The 20,804-nt window shown below is 57.6% G+C and carries 24 protein-coding genes; 9 read left to right on the forward strand and 15 right to left on the reverse strand.

Annotated elements, in window-relative coordinates; all coding sequences use genetic code 11:
- Positions 1-41 precede the first annotated feature (41 nt).
- From HGP17_RS03750 to HGP17_RS03760, 3 genes are all read right to left on the reverse strand, one after another.
- Entirely contained in the window at positions 42-428 is a 387-nt protein-coding gene (locus HGP17_RS03750) for a hypothetical protein (RefSeq protein ID WP_168806043.1), read from the reverse strand.
- 36 nt (positions 429-464) lie between these two features.
- A complete protein-coding gene (locus HGP17_RS03755; protein ID WP_168806045.1) occupies positions 465-629 on the reverse strand; it encodes a hypothetical protein in 165 nt (54 codons plus the stop codon).
- Positions 630-720: 91 nt separating this feature from the next.
- Positions 721-1,332, reverse strand: coding sequence for a LysE family translocator (locus HGP17_RS03760; RefSeq protein WP_168806047.1), 612 nt, complete (start codon positions 1,330-1,332; stop codon positions 721-723).
- 104 nt (positions 1,333-1,436) lie between these two features.
- Here HGP17_RS03760 and HGP17_RS03765 point away from each other — a divergent pair, with 104 nt between their 5' ends.
- A complete protein-coding gene (locus HGP17_RS03765) occupies positions 1,437-1,904 on the forward strand; it encodes an Lrp/AsnC family transcriptional regulator (RefSeq protein WP_205925785.1) in 468 nt (155 codons plus the stop codon).
- Between the two features lie 80 nt (positions 1,905-1,984).
- On the opposite strand, the gene HGP17_RS03770 is transcribed toward HGP17_RS03765, so the two are convergent.
- From HGP17_RS03770 to HGP17_RS03785, 4 genes are all read right to left on the reverse strand, one after another.
- The gene (locus tag HGP17_RS03770; RefSeq protein WP_168806051.1) at positions 1,985-2,758 is read right to left on the reverse strand and encodes an amino acid ABC transporter ATP-binding protein; all 774 of its coding nucleotides are present in this window, start codon (positions 2,756-2,758) and stop codon (positions 1,985-1,987) included.
- Between the two features lie 18 nt (positions 2,759-2,776).
- Positions 2,777-3,931, reverse strand: coding sequence for an amino acid ABC transporter permease (locus HGP17_RS03775; RefSeq protein ID WP_168806053.1), 1,155 nt, complete (start codon positions 3,929-3,931; stop codon positions 2,777-2,779).
- 1 nt (position 3,932) lies between these two features.
- Positions 3,933-5,126 carry an amino acid ABC transporter permease gene (locus tag HGP17_RS03780; protein ID WP_168806055.1) on the reverse strand — a complete coding sequence of 398 codons (1,194 nt, stop codon included), beginning with the start codon at positions 5,124-5,126 and terminating at the stop codon, positions 3,933-3,935.
- Positions 5,127-5,221: 95 nt separating this feature from the next.
- Positions 5,222-6,247, reverse strand: coding sequence for an amino acid ABC transporter substrate-binding protein (locus HGP17_RS03785; RefSeq protein WP_168806057.1), 1,026 nt, complete (start codon positions 6,245-6,247; stop codon positions 5,222-5,224).
- Between the two features lie 372 nt (positions 6,248-6,619).
- Between HGP17_RS03785 and HGP17_RS03790 the strand changes: the two genes are divergently transcribed.
- Complete coding sequence (locus HGP17_RS03790) at positions 6,620-7,810, forward strand: cystathionine beta-lyase (RefSeq protein WP_168806058.1); 1,191 nt, start codon at positions 6,620-6,622, stop codon at positions 7,808-7,810.
- On the opposite strand, the gene HGP17_RS03795 is transcribed toward HGP17_RS03790, so the two are convergent.
- Together HGP17_RS03795 and HGP17_RS03800 are read right to left on the reverse strand one after the other, a co-directional pair.
- Positions 7,811-8,974, reverse strand: coding sequence for an FAD-dependent monooxygenase (locus tag HGP17_RS03795; RefSeq protein WP_168806060.1), 1,164 nt, complete (start codon positions 8,972-8,974; stop codon positions 7,811-7,813).
- 29 nt (positions 8,975-9,003) lie between these two features.
- Positions 9,004-9,249 carry a zinc-finger domain-containing protein gene (locus HGP17_RS03800; RefSeq protein WP_168806062.1) on the reverse strand — a complete coding sequence of 82 codons (246 nt, stop codon included), beginning with the start codon at positions 9,247-9,249 and terminating at the stop codon, positions 9,004-9,006.
- A 200-nt stretch (positions 9,250-9,449) separates the two neighbouring features.
- On the opposite strand from HGP17_RS03800, the gene HGP17_RS03805 reads away from it, so the two are divergent.
- Positions 9,450-10,235: an alpha/beta hydrolase gene (locus HGP17_RS03805; RefSeq protein ID WP_168806064.1), complete on the forward strand. Its 786-nt coding sequence runs from the start codon at positions 9,450-9,452 to the stop codon at positions 10,233-10,235.
- Between the two features lie 20 nt (positions 10,236-10,255).
- On the opposite strand, the gene HGP17_RS03810 is transcribed toward HGP17_RS03805, so the two are convergent.
- Positions 10,256-11,056 (reverse strand): enoyl-CoA hydratase-related protein, encoded by an 801-nt coding sequence (locus HGP17_RS03810; RefSeq protein ID WP_168806066.1) that lies wholly within the window; start codon positions 11,054-11,056, stop codon positions 10,256-10,258.
- 76 nt (positions 11,057-11,132) lie between these two features.
- Here HGP17_RS03810 and cysE point away from each other — a divergent pair, with 76 nt between their 5' ends.
- From cysE to clpA, 5 genes are all read left to right on the forward strand, one after another.
- Positions 11,133-11,996 (forward strand): serine O-acetyltransferase, encoded by an 864-nt coding sequence (cysE, locus tag HGP17_RS03815; RefSeq protein ID WP_168806068.1) that lies wholly within the window; start codon positions 11,133-11,135, stop codon positions 11,994-11,996.
- Positions 11,997-12,124: 128 nt separating this feature from the next.
- The gene (locus HGP17_RS03820) at positions 12,125-12,328 is read left to right on the forward strand and encodes a DUF3126 family protein (RefSeq protein WP_168806070.1); all 204 of its coding nucleotides are present in this window, start codon (positions 12,125-12,127) and stop codon (positions 12,326-12,328) included.
- 378 nt (positions 12,329-12,706) lie between these two features.
- A complete protein-coding gene (locus tag HGP17_RS03825) occupies positions 12,707-13,072 on the forward strand; it encodes a phasin family protein (protein ID WP_168806072.1) in 366 nt (121 codons plus the stop codon).
- A gap of 296 nt (positions 13,073-13,368) precedes the next feature.
- Complete coding sequence (clpS, locus tag HGP17_RS03830) at positions 13,369-13,722, forward strand: ATP-dependent Clp protease adapter ClpS (RefSeq protein ID WP_168808076.1); 354 nt, start codon at positions 13,369-13,371, stop codon at positions 13,720-13,722.
- A 10-nt stretch (positions 13,723-13,732) separates the two neighbouring features.
- Complete coding sequence (clpA, locus tag HGP17_RS03835; protein WP_168806074.1) at positions 13,733-16,264, forward strand: ATP-dependent Clp protease ATP-binding subunit ClpA; 2,532 nt, start codon at positions 13,733-13,735, stop codon at positions 16,262-16,264.
- Between the two features lie 89 nt (positions 16,265-16,353).
- Here clpA and HGP17_RS03840 read toward each other — a convergent pair whose 3' ends face one another.
- The 5 genes from HGP17_RS03840 to HGP17_RS03860 all read right to left on the reverse strand — a co-directional run bounded on the left by HGP17_RS03840 (position 16,354) and on the right by HGP17_RS03860 (position 19,731).
- The gene (locus tag HGP17_RS03840) at positions 16,354-16,644 is read right to left on the reverse strand and encodes a Dabb family protein (RefSeq protein ID WP_168806076.1); all 291 of its coding nucleotides are present in this window, start codon (positions 16,642-16,644) and stop codon (positions 16,354-16,356) included.
- A gap of 13 nt (positions 16,645-16,657) precedes the next feature.
- A complete protein-coding gene (locus HGP17_RS03845; protein ID WP_168806078.1) occupies positions 16,658-17,086 on the reverse strand; it encodes an HIT family protein in 429 nt (142 codons plus the stop codon).
- A gap of 145 nt (positions 17,087-17,231) precedes the next feature.
- Entirely contained in the window at positions 17,232-18,419 is a 1,188-nt protein-coding gene (locus tag HGP17_RS03850; protein WP_168806080.1) for a GNAT family N-acetyltransferase, read from the reverse strand.
- 125 nt (positions 18,420-18,544) lie between these two features.
- Entirely contained in the window at positions 18,545-19,264 is a 720-nt protein-coding gene (locus tag HGP17_RS03855; RefSeq protein ID WP_168808078.1) for a glycerophosphodiester phosphodiesterase, read from the reverse strand.
- Positions 19,264-19,731, reverse strand: coding sequence for a RidA family protein (locus HGP17_RS03860; RefSeq protein WP_168806082.1), 468 nt, complete (start codon positions 19,729-19,731; stop codon positions 19,264-19,266). The genes HGP17_RS03855 and HGP17_RS03860 overlap by 1 nt, the downstream gene beginning before the upstream one ends.
- 135 nt (positions 19,732-19,866) lie before the next feature.
- On the opposite strand from HGP17_RS03860, the gene HGP17_RS03865 reads away from it, so the two are divergent.
- Positions 19,867-20,694: a cell envelope integrity EipB family protein gene (locus tag HGP17_RS03865; RefSeq protein ID WP_168806084.1), complete on the forward strand. Its 828-nt coding sequence runs from the start codon at positions 19,867-19,869 to the stop codon at positions 20,692-20,694.
- Positions 20,695-20,804 lie beyond the last annotated feature (110 nt).

A 20,804-nucleotide genomic window follows, 5' to 3' on the forward strand; every position in this document is an offset into this window, starting at 1 on the left:
GCATTCGAAAGACCGGCACATCAGCCAGGTGATATGATCAGCTACCATTTTCGCTGAAAAATTTGCGCCAATATCCAAAACCAGCCGATGATAAAGATACCGGCGGCGATCACGTCAAGGCGAATGCCGGTGAGGGAAATGCGCGTTCCTTCCGGATATTCCGTGATATCCCGCAATCGCCATGCCCAAACCGGGTTGCCGCGGAAGAAGAAGGTTAAGGGAAAAGCAAGCGTTTCAAAGGGGTCGAACACCCTTTTATAAGCGTAGCGCGCTTTTTCTGAAGAGTCGCGTACAGCCCTCATCGTCCGGTTTGCCGGGTCGACAAGCATGTCATGCATATTGCCGTCGATGCCCGCAAGATATGCCAGATATTGTGGCCGGAATTCCTCGTTGAGCTTTGCGCGCGTTTCTACGCTATCGGCACTCATTGTTGTGCTCTCGGTTTGCTTGCGTCCGCTCCATGCTTAGTTTGCAACGACATTAGGCCAGCCTGCCGGCGCTGGTGGTCTGGTCGCGTCGACGGCCATCTGAATGAGGTCGTAGCCGAACATTGATCCGGCCAGCTTGATGACGATGATTGCCACGCTCAAGAGCGCAATCCCGCCAATGATCCTGTCGCTTGTCTTCACGGCCCCGTTCCCCTCGACGTCTCGTGAACCCCGCAATATCAGCGGTTTGGCGTACTATATCGCGTTCTGCGCGAAGCGCCATATGGCTTGTTCACGTTGCCAGTCGCCCGGCTGCCACAAGCAAGAGACAGCCGGCAATGGCTTCGATCCATCGTCGCCGGCGATCGTTGAATTCGTTGCGCGAGCCGACCTTTGCGATGAAGAGGCAGAGCAGCGCATAAACGATTGCGCACAGGCCGATGAAGACGGCTGACAGCAGGGAGGCCTGCAACGCGATGCTGCCGTCATGTCTCATGAATTGCGGCAGGAGGGCGAAATAGATCATCATCCCTTTTGGGTTGAGGACCGCAGTCAGAAAACCGCGACGGAATTGGCCGGCGCTGACATTCGATGAAACCGGCCTTTTGCCATCCGCCCGCATAGAGGATGCGAGGAGCCTGAAGGCGAGATAACTCAGATAGGCGATGCCCAGCCATCGCAGCGCCGCAAACAATAGGGGCGAGGCGGCAATGACGGCGGCCATGCCGAGAGCCGCCAACGTCGAATGGACGACATAACCTGCGCAGATGCCCGCGGTGGAGCGCAGCCCTGGGGCAAGGCCGCCGGACATCGCTTGTGATGCGACGAACAACATATCCGGCCCCGGCGTGCAGATCAGCGGCAGCACGGTGGCTGCGAAGAGAAGGAGATTGGTGTGTTCCATGATTGGCAGCCTAGCTGCTCATCCACGCAATCGGCTTGCGAAGATGCCAATTTATGAGAGATTATTGGCATCAGAACTCAATATTCGAAAATGATTGGTAGGCGATGCCAATGCGGCTGGATGAGATCGATAAGCGTATCCTGCGCGCGCTGCAGCGCGGCGGACGCATGCAGAATGTCGAGCTTGCAAAGGAGGTGGGACTTTCGCCATCGCCTTGCCTGCGGCGCGTCAAACTCCTTGAAGATGCCGGCATCATAGACCGCTATGTGGCTGTGGTGAATCCCGTCAAGGCAGGGCTGCCACTGTCGATGTTTGCGCGTGTCTGGCTGACGGCGCAGGATGCAGAGACGATCGACCGCTTCATTGCCGCCATGAAAAAACTGCCGCAAGTGATGGAATGCTACATCATGTTGGGCGAGAGCGATGCTTTGCTGCGTGTGTCCGTTGCCGACCTCGACGATTACCGGCAGTTCCAATCGACGCATTTGACCAAGGTCAACGGCATCCAGAACGTCAAGACAGACGTGCCGAGCGAGATCGTCAAGCAGACCTATGCCTTGCCCTTGCGGTAATCCACCTTCTAAACGGCGCGCAAGAAAAACCCGCCGCATGCGACGCAGCGGCGGGTCTCTTTCATTTGCTTACGGCCAGACTAGTGCAGGATCTGGCTTAGGAAGAGCTTGGTGCGCTCGTGCTGCGGATTGTCGAAGAATTCCTTCGGCGAATTCTGTTCGACGATCTGGCCCTGGTCCATGAAGATGACGCGGTTGGCGACCTGGCGGGCAAAGCCCATTTCGTGGGTCACGCACAGCATCGTCATGCCTTCTTCGGCAAGGCCGACCATGGTGTCGAGCACTTCCTTGATCATTTCCGGGTCGAGCGCCGAGGTCGGCTCGTCGAACAGCATGATCTTCGGGTTCATGCAGAGCGAGCGGGCGATCGCCACGCGCTGCTGCTGACCACCGGAGAGTTGGCCGGGGTATTTCTTGGCTTGCTCGGGGATCTTGACGCGCTTGAGGAAGTGCATCGCGATCTCTTCCGCCTGCTTCTTCGGCATCTTGCGCACCCAGATCGGCGCCAGCGTGCAGTTTTCCAGAATGGTCAGGTGCGGGAACAGGTTGAAGTGCTGGAACACCATGCCGACTTCGCGCCGCACTTCGTCGATCTTCTTCAGATCGTTGGTCAGCTCGACGCCATCGACGACGATGCTGCCCTTCTGGTGCTCTTCCAGCCGGTTGATGCAGCGGATCATCGTCGACTTGCCCGAGCCGGAAGGGCCGGCAATGACGATGCGCTCGCCACGCATGACCTTGAGGTTGATATCGCGCAGTACGTGGAAGTCGCCGTACCACTTGTTCATATTGGTCATTTCCACCGCGACCTCAGTCTCGGAAATGGTCAGTTTTTTCGGTTGGGCATCAGCCATTTTTTTATTCCCTCAGTTTTATCGCTTATAGCCGGTATCGAGATGGCGTTCCATGAAGCCTGAATAGCGCGACATGCCAAAGCAGAACAGCCAAAAAACGAAGCCGGCGAAAACAAGACCCGTTACCGGGGTCACCGCACTTGCCCAGGTGGCATCCGCGAAGTTCTGGCGGACGATGCCGAGCAGATCGAACATGCCGATGATCGCAACCAGCGACGTGTCCTTAAACATGCCGATATAGGTATTGACGATGCCGGGAATGACGAGCTTGATCGCCTGCGGCAGAATGATCAGTCGCATCTTTTGCCAATAGCCGAGGCCGAGCGAGTCGGCGCCTTCAAACTGGCCTTTGGGTATCGCCTGCAGACCGCCGCGAATGACTTCGGCCATATAGGCCGAGGTGAAGATCGCAACACCTACGACGGCGCGCAGCAGCTTATCGACAGTCCAGCCCTGCGGCATGAACAGCGGCAGCATGTAGCTGGCCATGAACAGCACCGTGATCAGCGGAACGCCGCGGATGATTTCGATAAACGACACGCACAGCATGCGGACGACGGGCATCCTGGAGCGGCGGCCGAGCGCGAGCAGGATGCCTAAGGGGAAGGAGACCGCGATCGCCACGAACGCAATTACCAGCGTTACGAGCAGGCCGCCCCACCTCTCCGTTTCCACCCTTTCAAGGCCGAAGCCGCCGTAGAGCAGGAAGAATGAAACGACGGGCAGCACGAAGAATGCCAGGATTGCGTTCAATCCCTTCCTGGGAACCGATGGTATCAGCATCGGAACGAAGCTGGCGATCATCAGGATATAGACGAGTATCGGCCGCCAGCGCTCGTCCGGCGTATAGAGGCCGAACATGAAGACCACGAATTTTGCGCGAACGAAGGCCCAGCAAGCGGCGTTCCAGCCATCCGGCTGCGTTCCGCCCTGAACCTTGGTCGCACAGAACGTGCGGTCTGTTCCGCTCCAGACCGCATCTATGAACAGCCAGTTGACCAGGTGCGGGATTGCCCAGACGAGGAAGGTGACCGCAAGCAAGGTCAGGACGATGTCCTTCGGGGTGGCAAACAGGTTCTTCTTCAACCAATGCCAAACGCCTCTTTCGCTGGCGGGTGCAGGCTGCGCCACAAGCAGCGTCTTGCTTACGAAGTGTTGATCTACGCTCGACATCCTATCTCTCCACCAGGGCCATCTTGGCGTTGAACCAGTTCATGAACAGCGAGGTTACGATGCTCAGGGCGAGATAGATGACCATCCAGATGATGACGACTTCGACGGCTCGGCCGGACTGATTGAGGATAACGCCGCCCACGGCGACGAGATCGGCATAGCCGATGGCGATGGCGAGGGACGAGTTCTTGATGAGATTGAGATATTGGCTCGTCAGCGGCGGAATGATGATGCGCATTGCCTGTGGCAAGACGATCAGCCGGTTGATGGCCGATGCCCGCAGACCAAGCGCGCCTGCCGCTTCCGATTGTCCCTTCGGCACTCCACGGATGCCGGCGCGTACGATCTCGGCAATATAGGATGCGGTGTAGAGGGAAAGCGCGAGCAGAAGCGCAAGGAACTCCGGTCCTATGACCGTGCCGCCTGTCAGGTTGAATTTACCGGCGACGGGATAATCGAACGAGAGCGGCATGCCGGTCAGCAGGAAAACCAGCAAGGGCAGGCCGATCAATATCGCGATCGACACCCAGATTGTATGAAATTGCTGCCCGGTTGCCGCCTGGCGCTTGTGCGCCCAGCGCGCCACAAAAAATACGGCGACTATGGCGACCAGAAGAGCAGTGCCGACTGCCCACATGCCTGCACCGAAGATCGGGCTAGGGAATGCGAGGCCGCGATTGCTGAGATAGCTGGAAAATGGCAGATGAACGGCATCGCGTGCCTGCGGCAGCAACACCAGTACGCCGCTGTACCAGAAGAAGATGACGAGCAGCGGCGGGATATTACGGAAGATTTCGACATAGGCTTGGGAGAGCTTCGCGATCAGCCAATTGTGCGAAAGTCTGCCGATGCCGATGACGAAGCCGACGATCGTTGCTGCAACGATGCCCACCGCCGAAATCAAAAGTGTGTTCAGCACCCCTACAACGAGCGCCATGGCGTTGGTCGAATCGCTGGAGTAGGGGATCAGCGCTTGCCCCAGGTTGAAGCCGGCGCGTCCTTCGAGAAAACCAAAGCCGAATGAGCGGTTCAATTCGCTCAGATTGCGGGCCGTATTGTGGATTACGAACACGGCGACGGCCACAAGAATGATGATCGTCAGCGCCTGATAGAAGGCGCCCCGAACTTTGGGGTCGTATAACGCCGCCGATAAGGCTGAGCGCTCGCTTTCAGGCGAGTTTACAGTAATTGCCATATATGTGTTTTCCCCAATGTGCCTGTTTCAGGCTTGTTTTCTTGAGGGGAGAGAGGCGAAGCCGCCTCTCTCTTTAAATTAGCCGGTTTTACGACTTAGCGCACCGGCGGGGCGTACTGGATGCCACCCTTGTTCCACAGGGCATTGAGGCCGCGAGCGATCTTCAGCGGGCTGCCTGCGCCGATGTTTCGGTCGAAGACTTCGCCGTAGTTACCGACACCCTTGATGATGTTGTAGGCCCAGTCGTTGGTCAGACCGAGGTCCGTACCGATCGTGCCGCCCTGTTCTGCGCCGAGGAAGCGCTTGATGTCCGGGTTAGCCGAACCCTTCATCTCGTCTACATTCTTCTGCGTGATGCCGAATTCTTCGGCGTTCACGAGCGCATAGGCCGTCCAGCTGACAATGTTGAACCACTGGTCGTCGCCCTGGCGAACGGCCGGGCCGAGCGGCTCCTTGGAGATGATTTCAGGAAGAACGACGTTGTCGTCCGGGTTCTTCAGCGTCAGGCGCAGTGCGTAGAGGCCGGACTGGTCCGTCGTGTACACGTCGCAACGGCCGGAATCATAGGCCGTGTTGACTTCTTCGAGCTTGTCGAAAACAACCGGATTGTACTGCAGGTTGTTGGTCTTGAAGTAGTCGGCAAGGTTGAGCTCGGTCGTCGTGCCGGACTGGACGCAGATGGCTGCACCGGACAGCTCGAGCGCCGACTTCACGTTGAGTTCCTTGCGAACCATGAAGCCCTGACCGTCATAATAGGTGACGGGACGGAACTTGAGGCCGAGCGCGGTGTCGCGGTTGATGGTCCAGGTCGTGTTGCGGGAAAGCACGTCGATTTCGCCGGACTGAAGCGCGGTGAAGCGATCCTTGGCGCTGAGCGGCGTGTACTTCACCTTTGTCGCGTCGCCGAAGACGGCCGAAGCAACAGCTTTGCAGAAATCAATGTCGAAACCGGCCCAGTTGCCGGAGGCGTCCGGCTGCGCAAAGCCGAGAAGGCCCGTGTTCACGCCGCACTGAACGAAGCCCTTTGCCTTGACGTCGCTCAGCGTCGATGCGGAAGCGCCAGACGCGGTGTAAGCCAATGCTGCGGCTCCGAGGAATACGGAGAGAGCAAACTTTTTCATTTTCCCTACCTTTGTCTATTTGTTTTATAGTTAAACTGCATCGCGGTCCGAAGCAGGTTCCTGGAGAACCACTTTCCTTCCCTTTCCCGGTGCGATTGGCGCTATCACAGTCGTAAATGGTGTAACGGTCAAGAGATCGCCCCAATTATTGCGGGATTATTCGGCATTTTCGCCGGACAGCGCCAAATATTGGGCATTTGGCGTCAAAATGAGCGCTGATTTGCCAAAAAACTGCACGAAAATGAGGTTTATCAAGCCATTTTTGTTATTTTAGCCTTCGAGTAATATGACACGGTGACAGGATCGGGGTTGACCCGAATGGACTTGGTCGCCACAAATCCAGCTTCCTACAGCCCAAAGGCATATCCTGACATGAAAGATAAAGACCCAATCCTGCAGAACGCCGGCATCAACACGCGGCTATCTCACGTCGGCAATTCGCCGCTCGACTTCCATGGATTCGTCAATCCTCCCGTCGTGCGTGCATCTACGGTATTGTTTCCAAACGCCCGGACGATGGAGACCCACGACCAGAAATATACCTACGGCACGCGCGGCACGCCCACGACCGACGCGCTTTGCGAGGCAATCGACGCGCTCGAAGGGTCGGCTGGAACGGTCATCGTGCCGTCCGGTCTTGCCGCAGTCACCATACCGTTTCTGGCGTTTCTCTCTGCCGGGGATCATGCGCTTATGGTCGATTCGATCTATGGTCCGTCTCGCCACTTCTGCGACACCATGTTGAAGCGTCTGGGCGTCGAGATCGAATATTACGACCCACTGATCGGCGCTGGCATCGAGCAGCTCATCCGGCCGAACACCAAACTGGTGCATACGGAAGCTCCCGGTTCCAATACCTTCGAAATGCAGGATATTCCCGCGATAACGGCTGCCGCCCATCGCCATGGCTGCGTCGTGACGATGGACAATACCTGGGCGACGCCGCTCTATTTCAAGCCGCTCGATCACGGTGTCGATATCTCGATTCATGCCGTCACCAAATATCCGGCCGGCCATTCCGATATTCTCATGGGCACCGTTTCGGCCAATGAGAAGCATTGGAAGCAATTGCTGGATGCGCATGGTCAGCTCGGCATCTGCGGCGCGCCCGATGATGCCTATCAGGTGCTGCGCGGTTTGCGCACCATGGGTGTTCGGCTCGAGCGCCATCAGGAAAGTGCGCTTGCCATTGCCGAGTGGCTCGAGGGTCGAGAAGAGGTTGCGCGCGTACTGCATCCGGCTTTGCCGAGCTTCCCGGGCCACGAAATCTGGAAGCGCGACTTCAAGGGGGCAAGCGGCATCTTCTCCTTCGTCCTCGCCGTCGATGATCCCCAGAAGTTCAAGGTGAAGGCGCATGCCTTCCTCGATGCGTTACGGATTTTTGGCCTCGGTTACTCCTGGGGCGGCTTTGAAAGCCTGGCGCTTCAGGTCAATCTCAATGACCGGCGTGTGGCCAAGGCTCCGACCGAAGGCCCGGTTCTGCGGCTGCAGATCGGCCTCGAAGACGTCGCTGACCTGAAGGCCGATATCGAAAAGGGCCTTGCGGCAGCAAAAGCGGCTTGATCAGCCGATGGCGCGATAGCCGTAGATCCAGTCCATATCCGCCGCGAGGCTTTGCGGCGGACGAAGCGAAAGAACGAGATCACGCGCCAGACGGATCGGGCCACGGGCGTGATAGGCAAACTGATTGAAGGCGGCCCGCTGCTTCAAACGCGCAATCCGGGGCGCCCTACGTTTCTCGAAAAGCTCGAAGGTTTCAGCGGGCGAGCGTGTTGCAAGCATGCCGGCAAGCTCGAACGCGTCCTCGATCGCCATGGCTGCGCCCTGCGCTGCAAACGGCATCATCGCATGCGCGGCATCCCCGATCAGGACGGCGTCACTGCCATTATGCCATCGACCGGCCTTCATCTCATAAAGAGGCCAGAAGCTTGCCTGCTCCTGGCTCTCCAGCATGCGCAGAATATCGCTGTTCCAGCCGGCAAAGCCGCGCAGCATCTGGTCGCGTTGCGCCTTGTTGCCCGTAGCGTCCCAGTCGCGGCTCGCGCTACTGCCGGAGACGATGGCGACAATATTGAATGTTTTGTTTTCACGAATGGGATAGCAGACGAGATGGCTCGACGATCCGAGAAACGCCGTGACATTCGCCTTGTCGAGGATGGCCGGAGCTGCGGCTTCGTCGATGGAAAAGCGCCAGGCGATGTTGCCGGAAAATAGAGGCGAGGGCGCATCAGGCACCATCGCCCTTGCTTTCGACCACACACCGTCAGCGCCGATGACAAGATCGAACTCCTGCGCGGCGATTTCTTCCAGCGCTTTCTTGCTTGTTATATCGATGTGCTGGCCAAGGCGCAGCGTGCAAAGCGCCTGGCCGCTGACGGCATCGAGAAGCACCTTTTGCAATGTCGCCCGATGCGCAGCGCCATAGGGTGCATCCCATCTTGCTTTGGCGAAGCTTCCGCAGGGAACGGACGCGACCGGCTTGAGCGACGAGCCGGACACGAGGCGAACCTCTTCAGGCTCCAGCCATACAGGCCGAAGTCGATCGAGCACGCCAAGCGTATCGAGGATGCGGGAGGCATTCGGCGAAATCTGCAGGCCGGCGCCAACTTCCGTCAGCGCTTCGGCCTGTTCGAAAATCTCGGAGCGAATGCCGTGTCTTGCAAGCGAAAGCGCTGCCGTCAGCCCGGCTATTCCGGCGCCGATGATTGCAGCTGTTTTGACCGGCATTCAGCTATGTCCGATCGCAAACGAGAGGCTCAGGCCGCCTTGAAATTGAAGACGCAGCCGGCCGGGTTGGTCTGGTCGGCCTTGAGGGATGGATTGTAGCGATAAAGCGTCGAGCAATAGGAACAGACCTTCTCGTTCTCGTCACCCATATCGATGAAGATATGCGGATGATCGTAGGGAACCGAGGCGCCGGTGCACATGAATTCCTTCACGCCGATCTCGATAACGCGGTGTCCGCCGTCGTTCTGGAAATGGGGAATGTTGTGGCCGGCCATGATGTTCTCCAAATGCGTCTTGCCTTGAGCGGCATGAATGTTTTGCCAGACTTGGTCGCCCCTCTTTATAATCCTTCTGATCGATTGTGTAGTGAGAAAGTCCGGCTCGGCGCAGAGATTTTCATGGATGCGGGGTTCACCTGATATCGGCGATAAAATATGGTCCGCCACCAGGACGTCCCCTTTGCAAAGACATAGCTATGAATCTGAATGCTCCTTCTTTTTCCCATTTTGTCAGAGACGGCGTCAAGCTCGCCTATTTCGATGAGGGCAACCCGAGTGGTGAACCGATCCTGCTGATTCACGGTTTTGCCTCGAGCGCCGTCGCCAACTGGGTCAACCCGGGTTGGCTGAAGGTTCTGGGCGAGGCGGGTTACCGGGTAATCGCCATCGATAATCGCGGTCACGGCGCAAGCGATAAGCTTTATGATGCCGAGGTCTATCATCCATGGATCATGGCTGACGATGCCGTCGCGCTTCTCGATCATCTCGGTATCTCGCAAGCCCATTTCATGGGCTATTCAATGGGTGCGCGGATTTCGACTTTCGTCGCGATCGCCCACCCGGACCGCGTTCGCTCGCTGGTGCTTGGCGGGCTCGGCATCGGCATGGTCAAAGGCGTGGGTGATTGGGATCCCATAGCTGACGCTCTGGTCGCGCCGTCGCTGGACGATGTCACGCACCAACGTGGACGCATGTTCCGTGCTTTCGCGGAGCAGACGAAGAGCGATCGGCAGGCGCTTGCCGCCTGCATCCAGGGCTCACGCGATCTCGCAACCAAGGAAGACGTATCGAAAATCGAGGCACCGACACTGGTGGCCGTCGGCACCAAGGACGACATTGCGGGCTCGGCGCAGGAACTCGCTGCCCTGATGCCGAACGCTGAGGTGGTGGATATCCCCAACCGCGATCACATGCTGGCTGTCGGCGACAAGGTTTTCAAGACAGCCGTCTTGGATTTCTACAAGCGGTTTGAAAACCGCTAAGCCGGTCCTGTCGCTGCAGGTCACTTGCCGGTGAAATGTGGTTTGCGCCGCGCAGCGAAGGCGGCGCGTCCCTCGGCGTAATCCTCGCTATCGAAGGTTTCGGCACCGATGACCTCCGCCTCGCGCAGCAGATCGCCATCCTTTTCGATGACGGCACGAAGCGCCAGTTTCGACGCATGCAGCGCTATCGGTGCGTTGGCGGCAATCGCATGGGCGAGGGCGGAGACTTCCGCATCAAAGGAGTCGGCTTCGATCTCCTCCAGCAGGAATCCGGCCGCGGCCATCTTCTCGCTCGACATTGGCGCGCCGGTAAACAGCGCAACCTTTGCCATTTGCGAGCCCAATGCGTTGACGATATCCTGGACGGCATCCGCGGGGTAGGCGATCCCCAGGCGGGCTGCGGGAATGGAAAAACGCGCGCCCTGTTCCGCGATCCGCAGGTCGCATGCGGCGGCAAGCCCGAAGCCGCCGCCGTAGCAGATGCCGCGAATGGCGGCGATCGTCGGTACACGGCAATGACGTATCGCCGTAAAGGCATGGCTGTTCAGCGCTTCATAGGCAACGGCAGTTTCGGCATCCTTGCGCACGTGGTCGAACTCGCGGATATCGGCGCCGGCCGAAAAATCCGCACCGGTGCCGCGCAGAATGATGACGTGCGCATGTGCCTCGTCGGTCAAAACGCGCACGGCCTGCGGGATTGCGCGCCACATCGCCGCGGTCACGGCATTTTTTCGATCCGGATTGTTGATTGTGATCGTGCCGATGGCATCGCTGCTACCGGCATGAAGGAGACCGCCGGCAAAATCACGCTCGAAACTCATAGGCGCTCGATCCATTTGTGTTGTGAGGCTTTTATTCTATATAATGCATTCTAGGCAGCAAATCGGGAGACCGCCAATGGTCGCAGTTACGGATATTCGCCCTTTGGAGGGCCTAGGCGCGGTTAAGGTCGTGGATCCTATCTGGGACAGTATGCGCGAAGAAGCTCGCGCGGCTGCCGAGCGCGATCCGCTTCTGGCGGCATTTCTCTATTCGACCATCATCAACCATCGCTCGCTGGAAGAATGCGTCATCTATCGCATCTGCGAGCGCCTCGATCATCCCGATATGCAGGCCATCCTTCTGCGGCAGACTTTCGAGGAAATGTTGGGCGACTGGCCGGAGTGGGGATCGATCCTCAGGGTCGACATCCAGGCCGTCTACGACCGCGATCCCGCCTGTCTGCGGTTTGTCGAGGCGGTTCTCTATTTCAAGGGCTTTCACGCCCTGCAGACCCATCGCCTTGCGCACTGGCTTTACAATCGCGGTCGTCGCGATTTTGCGCTTTATCTGCAGAGCCGCTCGTCCAGCGTCTTCCAAACAGATATCAATCCGGCGGCACGCATCGGCAAGGGCATTTTCCTCGATCATGCGACCGGTCTCGTGGTCGGCGAGACGGCTGTCATCGGTGACAACGTGTCGATCCTGCATGGGGTCACGCTTGGCGGCACCGGCAAGGAAGGCAGCGATCGTCATCCGAAGATTGCCCACGGCGTGCTGATCGGGGCGGGGGCCAAGATCCTCGGCAATATCCAGATCGGTCATTGCTCGCGCATCGCCGCGGGTTCAGTGGTGCTCAAGGAAGTACCGCCGAAGACGACGGTTGCCGGCGTTCCAGCCAAGGTTGTCGGCGAAGCCGGCTGTTCCGAGCCATCCCGCTCGATGGATCAACTACTTGCCGAACAGCTGGTCGTGGACCAGATCATGGGGGCCGGGATATAGGAAGGCTCCGGTCTCATTAACGGGATTGCGTGGCATCGACGAAGGTGTATGGCGTTGTTCCGGTCTTTACACTGCCGCTTTTCCTATGCAAGAAGCGGCCCCACCAGAGATCCTCACGGAGATGCATTGTGAAGCCTGAAGAAATCAAGAAACTCGACGCCTATTTCAAGCGCACGTTCAACCCGCAGATGGTGGTGAAGGCGCGCCCGCGTAAGAACGATTCGGCGGAAGTTTATCTTGACGAAGAATTCCTGGGCGTCGTCTATATCGATGACGAAGACGGCGACCGTTCCTATAATTTTTCGATGGCTATCCTCGACGTCGATCTCTAATTCGCGTTAGCGATCCTGTATCGCGATCGAATTTCAGAGCCGCACTCCAATCGGAGTGCGGCTCTTTTATTTGATCAATCTTTGGCGGCGGCCGGCTTTATTCACAATGATTTTGGCGAATGAAGCTGCTTGCTGCTCCTGATTTTACCAGGGACTGGCAATATTTATCGCAAAGCCTGTGGTTGCAGGCGCAATGATATATATTAGGAAAAACAGAATGATGCGGCGCAATAAGCGCTCGTGACATCGACTTGTCACCAGGGTTGCAACCAGGGGGTATATTGCAATGCACAAGACTACTTGACTAATTGTGCATCGCATTTAAGTTTTGTCCCCGTAAACCGGCCGACGGCCGGCCAACAAAAGGGACGGAGACGCATGTTCAATTTCGATGAAGCCAATAAAAAAGGCAAGGAAGCCATGGACACGGCGCTGAAGAGCTATTCCGATGTCAACAAGGGTTTCCAGGCGATTGCCGCCGAAGCTGCCGAATACTCCAAGAAGTCGTTCCAGGATGGTGTCACGCATTTCGAAACGCTCGCCGGCGTAAAGAGCTTCGAAGCTGCTTTCGAACTCCAGACCAGCTTCGTGAAGTCTTCCTACGAAAACTTCGTTGCCGAAGCTACGAAGCTCGGCGAAATGTATGCCGATCTCGCCAAGACGGCCTACAAGCCTTATGAAGCGCCGGTCGCTGCTGCGACAAAGGCTGCTAGCAAGGCTGCCGCCACGGCGACTGCAGCTTAAGCACTCGATTTAAGCAAAAATTTCCGAAAGACCGGCCGCGAAGCACGTGGCCGGTCTTTTGCGTTTTCACGTGCCTGGCCATCGACGCCAGGTTGCGACAATAACCCGCGACTTTTTTGGCCGTAACTCGCTTTGTCAGCGAATTGTGATTGCAGTGTCGGGCAAGGGGCTTAAAATCACGCCAATATGAACTAAGTTAGAGGTTCGGATATCCGGCCCGACCGAGTGAAGTAACCAACCCCAGTGCCAAGTCGGAATGCGATAGCTTCTGCCGGATGATTTGAGGAATGAATGAAATGATCGCTGAGCCGATCCGGATGCAAAACAATGGCGAAAGGAACGGGGAAAACGGAAACCGTGGGACCTCGGTCATCACACGGACCAAGCCCAAAACCAAAAAACCGAACCTGTATCGCGTGCTGCTTCTGAATGACGACTATACGCCCATGGACTTCGTGATCCACATCCTGGAGCGTTTCTTCCAAAAGGATCTAGAAGGTGCCACCCGTATCATGCTTCATGTCCACAACCACGGCGTGGGCGAGTGCGGGATATATACATATGAAGTAGCCGAAACGAAGGTGAGCCAGGTGATGGATTTTGCCCGGCAGCACCAGCATCCGCTGCAATGTGTTATGGAAAAGAAGTGAGGATCTGAACGTGCCAACATTTTCGCCTAGTCTTGAGAAGGCGCTGCATCAGGCACTGACCTACGCGAACGAGCGGCATCACGAATATGCCACGCTGGAACATCTGCTTTTGGCGCTGGTAGACGACGCCGACGCCGCAGCTGTCATGGGCGCGTGCAATGTTGATCTCGACGCGCTCCGTAAGACTCTGACTGAATACGTCGACAATGAACTTTCAAACCTGATTACGGGCTATGACGAGGACTCCAAGCCGACCTCCGGCTTCCAGCGCGTCATCCAGCGTGCCGTGATCCATGTGCAGTCGTCCGGTCGCGAAGAAGTGACGGGCGCCAACGTTCTCGTCGCGATTTTCGCGGAACGGGAAAGCCATGCCGCATTCTTCCTGCAAGAGCAGGAAATGACCCGCTATGACGCGGTCAACTACATCTCCCATGGCATCGGCAAGCGTCCGGGCTCGACCCAGACCCGCACGCCGCGCGGTGCTGAGGAAAGCGAATCCGAAAGCAAGCCGACCTCCCGCGGCGAGCAGGAGGATGGCAACGGCAAGAAGCAGCAGGATGCGCTGAAGGCCTATTGCGTGAACCTGAACGAGAAGGCCAAGAACGGCAAGATCGATCCGTTGATCGGCCGTCACTCGGAGGTCAACCGGACCATCCAGGTGCTTTGCCGCCGCTCGAAGAACAATCCGCTGTATGTCGGTGATCCCGGCGTCGGCAAGACGGCGATTGCCGAAGGTCTTGCCAAGCGAATTGTCGAAGGCAAGGTTCCGGAAGCTCTGGCTGACGCCACGATCTTTTCGCTCGATATGGGCACGCTGCTTGCCGGCACCCGTTATCGCGGCGATTTCGAAGAACGCCTGAAGCAGGTCGTCAAGGAGCTCGAAGAGTATCCGGGCGCTGTGCTGTTCATCGACGAAATCCACACCGTCATCGGTGCGGGCGCCACCTCCGGCGGCGCGATGGACGCATCCAACCTGCTGAAGCCGGCACTTTCCTCGGGCGCGATCCGTTGCATCGGTTCGACGACCTACAAGGAATATCGCCAGTTCTTCGAAAAGGATCGGGCACTCGTCCGCCGCTTCCAGAAGATCGACGTCAACGAGCCGAGCATTGAAGATGCTATCGAAATCATGAAGGGCCTGAAGCCCTATTTCGAAGAGTATCACCACCTGCGCTACTCGAACGACGCCATCAAGTCGGCTGTCGAGCTCTCGGCCCGCTATATCTCCGACCGCAAGCTGCCGGATAAGGCAATCGACGTCATCGACGAAACCGGTGCGGCACAGATGCTGCTGCCGCCGTCGAAGCGCCGCAAGCTGATCACCGAGCGTGAGATCGAAGTGACGATCGCCACGATGGCTCGTATTCCGCCGAAGACGGTATCGAAGGATGACGAGATGGTTCTCGCCAACCTCGAGCAGGAGCTGCGTTCTGTCGTTTACGGTCAGGATACTGCGATCGAAGCTCTTTCGACCTCGATCAAGCTGGCACGCGCCGGCCTGCGCGAACCGAACAAGCCGATCGGTTGCTATGTCTTCTCCGGCCCCACCGGCGTCGGCAAGACCGAAGTGGCAAAGCAGCTTGCTTCGTCGCTCGGCGTCGAACTGCTGCGCTTCGACATGTCGGAGTACATGGAGCGTCATACGGTTTCCCGTCTGCTCGGTGCACCTCCCGGCTATGTCGGCTTCGACCAGGGCGGCCTGTTGACCGATGGCGTCGACCAGCATCCGCATAGCGTGGTTCTGCTCGACGAAATCGAGAAGGCGCATCCGGATATCTTCAATATCCTGCTGCAGGTCATGGACCATGGCTCGCTGACCGATCACAATGGCAAGAAGATCGACTTCCGCAACGTCATTCTGATCATGACGACGAATGCAGGCGCTTCGGAAATGGCCAAGGCCGCTATCGGCTTCGGCTCGTCCAAGCGCACAGGTGAGGATGAAGAGGCTCTCAACCGCCTGTTCACCCCGGAATTCCGCAATCGTCTGGATGCGACCATTCCGTTTGCACCGCTGCCGAATGTCGTTATCCACAAGGTCGTGCAGAAGTTCATCATGCAGCTTGAGGCTCAGCTTTCCGAACGGAACGTGACCTTCGATCTGCACGAGGATGCGATCGCCTGGCTGTCCGAAAAGGGCTACGACGACAAGATGGGCGCCCGTCCGCTGGCGCGCGTCATTCAGGAAAACATCAAGAAGCCGCTGGCCAACGAAATCCTCTTCGGCAAGCTGAAGAAGGGCGGCGTGGTCAATGTCACGGTCGGTAAGAAGGAAGACGGCACGACCGGCATCGTGCTTGAAGCGATCGCCGATACCGCTCCCATCCGGCCGAAGCCGGAAGCCGAGGTCGGCGATGCCTCTGGTGATGTCGACCATGATGACGGCGATACCACCGTCAAGGCCAGAAGCCGTGTAGGCAAAGCCGGCGCGGCTGCGGATGCCCGTCGTTCGGCCAAGGCCTCACCGACCGGTGACAGCGATGGATCCGAAGGCAAGTCGCCGCGTAAGGGCGGCACGGTGCCGAAGGTTCCGCGCAAGTAATCGCCGACTGGTGACTTGAGAAAACCAAAAGGCTGCATTGGAAACAATGCAGCCTTTTTATATGCTTATTCTAATTTTCAAATGAGGGACTAGAGCTTCGTATAGTCGATCTCCAGGAAGGATTCGACATCAGGCACCCAGCGATCCCTGACGAAAGCAACGTGATCCGGATGGATGTTGTAGGCGTCGTAGCCGGCTTGGTCGTCGAACTCCATCGAGAAGCCGAACGTAAAATCGTTCTTCGGGCTGGTCTGCCGGAGCTGCTCGAAGTTCCGGACGCTCGGTATCTCCTTGAGAACAAGAGCATCTGCGAGAAAGCTGACTTCCTCAGCCGAGCCGGCCGGATGTTTCAGGCGAAAGGCGACGGTATGGCGGATCATGGCCGCCTCCAAGTTAAGCCAGAGCTTCGATAATTTTCTTGGCGTTTTCGGCCAATACCGCACCATCTTCCATCTTGCCGGAATGCGGCTTCAAGGCCGCGCCTTCATGACGCGGAATGACATGGAAATGAAGGTGAAACACGGTTTGGCCGGCTGACGGTTCGTTAAACTGGGCGATATAGACACCATCGGCATCGAAAGCTTCCTGAACGGCAACGGCCACTTTCTGCACGACTGTAATGGCCTGCTGCAGGGCGGCCGGATCGGCATCGAGAATGTTGCGCGACGCTGATTTCGGCACGACGAGCGTATGGCCCGGCGACTGCGGCATCACATCCATGAAGGCGACCGTGTGCTCATCCTCGTAGACGCGGTAGGAGGGAATATCGCCCTTCAGGATCTTCGCGAAGATATTGTTGTCGTCATAGGCGGGGCTGGTCATCCAGGGTCTCCTCGTCTTGCGGTTATGGTTGCATCAAACGGTTAGGGCAATTCTCCCCGAAAACCGTATAGCGGTTTTTCGTCTGGAATTGCGTAGAAACAAAAAGATAGAGCCTTTTTGCTATTCGAAGAAAAGCGGGAAGGCTTCAGATATCCTGCCGTTCGCCCTTGCGGAAGGGGCTGTGCTCGGTGAGGATTTCGCTCATCTCCTCCACCTGCTCCCGCTCGTGTTTCAGATAGTCGGCAACCGCGCGTCGCAGGCCGTGATGGCCGATGTAATGCGCGGAATGGGTAATGACCGGGAGATAGCCACGTGCCAGCTTGTGTTCGCCCTGTGCTCCCGCTTCAACCCGCTTGAGGCCCTTGCTCAAAGCAAAATCGATTGCTTGATGGTAGCAGACCTCGAAATGCAGGAAAGGATGGTCCTCGACGCAGCCCCAATGCCGGCCATACAAGGTTTCGCCGCCAATGAAGTTGATCGCGCCGGCAATATAACGGCCTTCGCGCTTTGCCATGACGAGCAGGATATCGTCGGGCATGCGCTCCCCGATCAACGAATAGAATTTGCGCGTCAGGTAAGGGCGGCCCCATTTGCGGCTGCCGGTATCCATGTAGAAGGCAAAGAACTGATCCCAGATGTTTTCGGTGAGATCGCTGCCGGTCAGCCAATCTATGGTGATGCCGTGCTCGACGGCTGCGCGCCGCTCTTTTTTGAGAGCCTTGCGCTTGCGCGATGCGAGCGTATCGAGGAAGGCGTCGTGATTGGCATAGCCTTCGTTGATGAAGTGAAACTGCTGATCGGTACGATGGAGGTAACCATCCGTTTCGAAGACGGAGGCCTCTTCTTCCGGCAGGAAGGTGATATGCGCCGAGGAGACCCCCATCTGCCGGCTGACTTCCTTCAGGCTTTCGGCGAGTGCCGGCTGGATCGCTTCACGATCCTGGCCATCGGCGACGAGCAGGCGCGGTCCTGTGGCCGGCGTAAAGGGAATGGAGCATTGCAGTTTCGGATAATACTGACCGCCGGCCCGTTCGAAGGCATCCGCCCAGCCGTGGTCGAACACATATTCTCCCTGGCTGTGGTTTTTCAGATAGCCGACAACCGCGCCGATCAAATCGCCGCCGCCGGTCTCGAGAAGCAGATGATTGCCGAGCCAGCCCGTCTTGTCGGTCGCAGAGCCGGATTCCTCCAGCGAGGATAGGAAGGCGTGGGAGACAAACGGGTTATAGGGCAGCACCTGGCTTGCCTTGGACGCTCCGGCAAGCTTTGACCAGCTTTCCGGGGCGATGTTTTTGAAAGATCGTTCGACTCGAATGGATAATTCGTCTGTCATCAAACTCTTGGACGCTAACAAGGAAGGAACGGGGCTCTGGCTGCTGCGCCTTGCGTCCGGCAGGACGCGTTGGGAGCGCAGCGGCATTTCAAGTGGCGCGTAACCTTCCGTCTATCGGTCCCGATTTACGAGGCTATGCGCGGATCAAAACCTTCGAAGGTCATCTGGTCTGCATTGGCAAATGTGTGTTTGCGGGCCGCCTCGTCGCGCACGGTCCAGGTAATGACCGGAATGTCGCGCTGGCGCTGCGCCGTGACGAAGGGGTTCGGCAGGTGGCCGTAGAAGTACGAAATGAAGTCTAGCCCAAGATGCATGGCTTCGTCATGCTGAAAAAATGTCTCGGGCTTGTTTCCTTCTGCCGTCAACCCCACCGGATAGCGTGCCTCCAGAGCCTTAAGGTCCTTGAGCAGCCAATGGTCGAAGCTCATCAGCGCGACATGGCCCTTGTAACCTTCGAGCACGTCAAGAACAGCTTCCGCAAAGCCATCGTCATCACCTTCGCGTCCCTTCAGCTCAAGCACGAGGGGTACTTTGCCATCGCAAAGCTGCAGCAGCTGCTTCAGTGTCGGGATCTTGTCCTCGGTGCCGCCGATCGAAAGCAGACCGAGCTCTGCCGAGGTGCGCTCACGCACTTCGCCGGGCAGGTTGCAGACGCGCTGGAGATCGTCGTCGTGGAAAACGATCGGAACGCCGTCCGAGGCGTAGTGCAGGTCGCATTCGATGGAGAAACCCGCCTCGATGGCGCGGCTGAAGGCAGAGAGCGTGTTCTCCCAGATCTGCTTGTTCATGTCATGATAGCCGCGATGGGCGACGGGACGCTCGGTCAACCAGGCAAGCTTGCTCATCATGCAATTTCCAGAATGGCATCGATTTCAACGGCGGCATTGAGCGGCAGCGCCGCCATGCCGACAGCGGCGCGGGCATGCTTGCCGGCTTCGCCGAGTACATTTGCCAGAAGATTGGAGGCGCCGTTGATCACAAGATGTTGTTCGACGAAATCCGGGGTCGAGGCAACGAAGCCGTTCAGCTTGATAAGGCGCTTGATCCGGCCGAGATCGCCGCCGAGTGCCGCCTTCGCCTGTGCAAGAATGTTGATGGCGCACAGTTCGGCCGCGCGCTGGCCATCTGCGACGTCGACGTCCTTGCCGAGATGACCGGTGACACCGATCTTGCCGTTTTCCATCGGCAACTGACCCGACAGATAAAGAAGATTGCCGCTGATGACATAAGGAACATAGTTGGCGGCCGGTGCGGCGGCCTGAGGCAGAACGATCCCGAGTTCCTTGAGGCGACCTTCAATTGCGTCGGACATTTTCATCTCCCGTTTTGTTGTAAAAACTTCAAAAATCCGGCATCAAGACTAAATTCCGTCACTTAGGATCGGCAGCCTCGTTTTAGCCGAAAGCGTTCTTATAACATCGCGTGCGAGTCCAACAGGAGATAATGAATGTTCCGCTCGAGTCTTGCTGCCACCGTCGTTTCGGGCCTGAGCATTCTGTCACTGGGAACTTCGTCAGCCTACGCGGCCGGTCCGAGCGGCCTGATCGCTCATCGCGCCGTCTACGATCTCGAATTGAAGGACGCGTCGGACCGATCGGGTATTTCCGGCATGGTCGGCCGCATGGTCTATGAGTTCGAAGGCTCCGATTGCACCGGATTCACGACGAATTTCCGTTTCGTGACGCAAATCGATACGGGCGATTCCACCCGGGTCAGCGATCAGCAGACGACGACATTCGAAGATCTGGCAAAGCGCGTGTTCCGCTTCGAAACGAAATCATACACCGACAGCCAGCTGGACAAGGATGTGCGCGGCGCTGCGACCGACGACCAGAAGGGCATCAAGGTCGACCTGACCCAGCCCCACAACAAGCAGGTCGAGCTTATCCAGAGCCGTTTCCCCACCGAGCACATGCTCGACATCATTCAAAACGCCAAGCTCGGCAAGAATTTCTTCGAGGCGCAGGTGTTTGACGGTTCGGACGATGGCGACAAGCCGCTCATCGCAACCACTGTCGTCGGCAAGCAGGAGACGCCCGCCACCGACGACCCCGATGCCGACAAGGCCGGCGCTTTTTCAAAGACGCCGTTCTGGCCCGTCACGGTCGCCTACTTCAACGAGAAGTCGGTGGGCGATGCCACCCCGGTCTACCGCATGTCGTTCAAGCTCTACGAGAACGGCATCACGCGCGATCTGACCATGGATTACGGCGACTTCGTACTTACCGGCAAGCTGACCAAGCTTGAGGTTCTCGACAACAAGGCGTGCCAATAGCTCGCGCCTGCGTTGCGTCCAAAACATAAAATCACTGTCATAAAACTGTAATCCAAGCGTCATTATGCTGTGGAACTATCGGCACGTGTGGGTGAGTCTTGCGTTCACCC

This window comes from Rhizobium sp. P38BS-XIX, assembly GCF_012641435.1.
Lineage (GTDB): Bacteria > Pseudomonadota > Alphaproteobacteria > Rhizobiales > Rhizobiaceae > Rhizobium.

What these genes read in the sequence shown, in the direction of transcription:
- HGP17_RS03750 (WP_168806043.1), bottom strand. Translation starts at nt 428, where the DNA reads ATGAGTGCCGATAGCGTAGAAACGCGCGCAAAGCTCAACGAGGAATTC.
- HGP17_RS03760 (WP_168806047.1), bottom strand. Translation starts at nt 1,332, where the DNA reads ATGGAACACACCAATCTCCTTCTCTTCGCAGCCACCGTGCTGCCGCTG.
- HGP17_RS03765 (WP_205925785.1), top strand. Translation starts at nt 1,437, where the DNA reads ATGCCAATGCGGCTGGATGAGATCGATAAGCGTATCCTGCGCGCGCTG.
- HGP17_RS03770 (WP_168806051.1), bottom strand. Translation starts at nt 2,758, where the DNA reads ATGGCTGATGCCCAACCGAAAAAACTGACCATTTCCGAGACTGAGGTC.
- HGP17_RS03775 (WP_168806053.1), bottom strand. Translation starts at nt 3,931, where the DNA reads ATGTCGAGCGTAGATCAACACTTCGTAAGCAAGACGCTGCTTGTGGCG.
- HGP17_RS03780 (WP_168806055.1), bottom strand. Translation starts at nt 5,126, where the DNA reads ATGGCAATTACTGTAAACTCGCCTGAAAGCGAGCGCTCAGCCTTATCG.
- HGP17_RS03785 (WP_168806057.1), bottom strand. Translation starts at nt 6,247, where the DNA reads ATGAAAAAGTTTGCTCTCTCCGTATTCCTCGGAGCCGCAGCATTGGCT.
- HGP17_RS03790 (WP_168806058.1), top strand. Translation starts at nt 6,620, where the DNA reads ATGAAAGATAAAGACCCAATCCTGCAGAACGCCGGCATCAACACGCGG.
- HGP17_RS03795 (WP_168806060.1), bottom strand. Translation starts at nt 8,974, where the DNA reads ATGCCGGTCAAAACAGCTGCAATCATCGGCGCCGGAATAGCCGGGCTG.
- HGP17_RS03800 (WP_168806062.1), bottom strand. Translation starts at nt 9,249, where the DNA reads ATGGCCGGCCACAACATTCCCCATTTCCAGAACGACGGCGGACACCGC.
- HGP17_RS03805 (WP_168806064.1), top strand. Translation starts at nt 9,450, where the DNA reads ATGAATCTGAATGCTCCTTCTTTTTCCCATTTTGTCAGAGACGGCGTC.
- HGP17_RS03810 (WP_168806066.1), bottom strand. Translation starts at nt 11,056, where the DNA reads ATGAGTTTCGAGCGTGATTTTGCCGGCGGTCTCCTTCATGCCGGTAGC.
- cysE (WP_168806068.1), top strand. Translation starts at nt 11,133, where the DNA reads ATGGTCGCAGTTACGGATATTCGCCCTTTGGAGGGCCTAGGCGCGGTT.
- HGP17_RS03825 (WP_168806072.1), top strand. Translation starts at nt 12,707, where the DNA reads ATGTTCAATTTCGATGAAGCCAATAAAAAAGGCAAGGAAGCCATGGAC.
- clpS (WP_168808076.1), top strand. Translation starts at nt 13,369, where the DNA reads ATGATCGCTGAGCCGATCCGGATGCAAAACAATGGCGAAAGGAACGGG.
- HGP17_RS03840 (WP_168806076.1), bottom strand. Translation starts at nt 16,644, where the DNA reads ATGATCCGCCATACCGTCGCCTTTCGCCTGAAACATCCGGCCGGCTCG.
- HGP17_RS03845 (WP_168806078.1), bottom strand. Translation starts at nt 17,086, where the DNA reads ATGACCAGCCCCGCCTATGACGACAACAATATCTTCGCGAAGATCCTG.
- HGP17_RS03850 (WP_168806080.1), bottom strand. Translation starts at nt 18,419, where the DNA reads ATGACAGACGAATTATCCATTCGAGTCGAACGATCTTTCAAAAACATC.
- HGP17_RS03855 (WP_168808078.1), bottom strand. Translation starts at nt 19,264, where the DNA reads ATGAGCAAGCTTGCCTGGTTGACCGAGCGTCCCGTCGCCCATCGCGGC.
- HGP17_RS03860 (WP_168806082.1), bottom strand. Translation starts at nt 19,731, where the DNA reads ATGTCCGACGCAATTGAAGGTCGCCTCAAGGAACTCGGGATCGTTCTG.
- HGP17_RS03865 (WP_168806084.1), top strand. Translation starts at nt 19,867, where the DNA reads ATGTTCCGCTCGAGTCTTGCTGCCACCGTCGTTTCGGGCCTGAGCATT.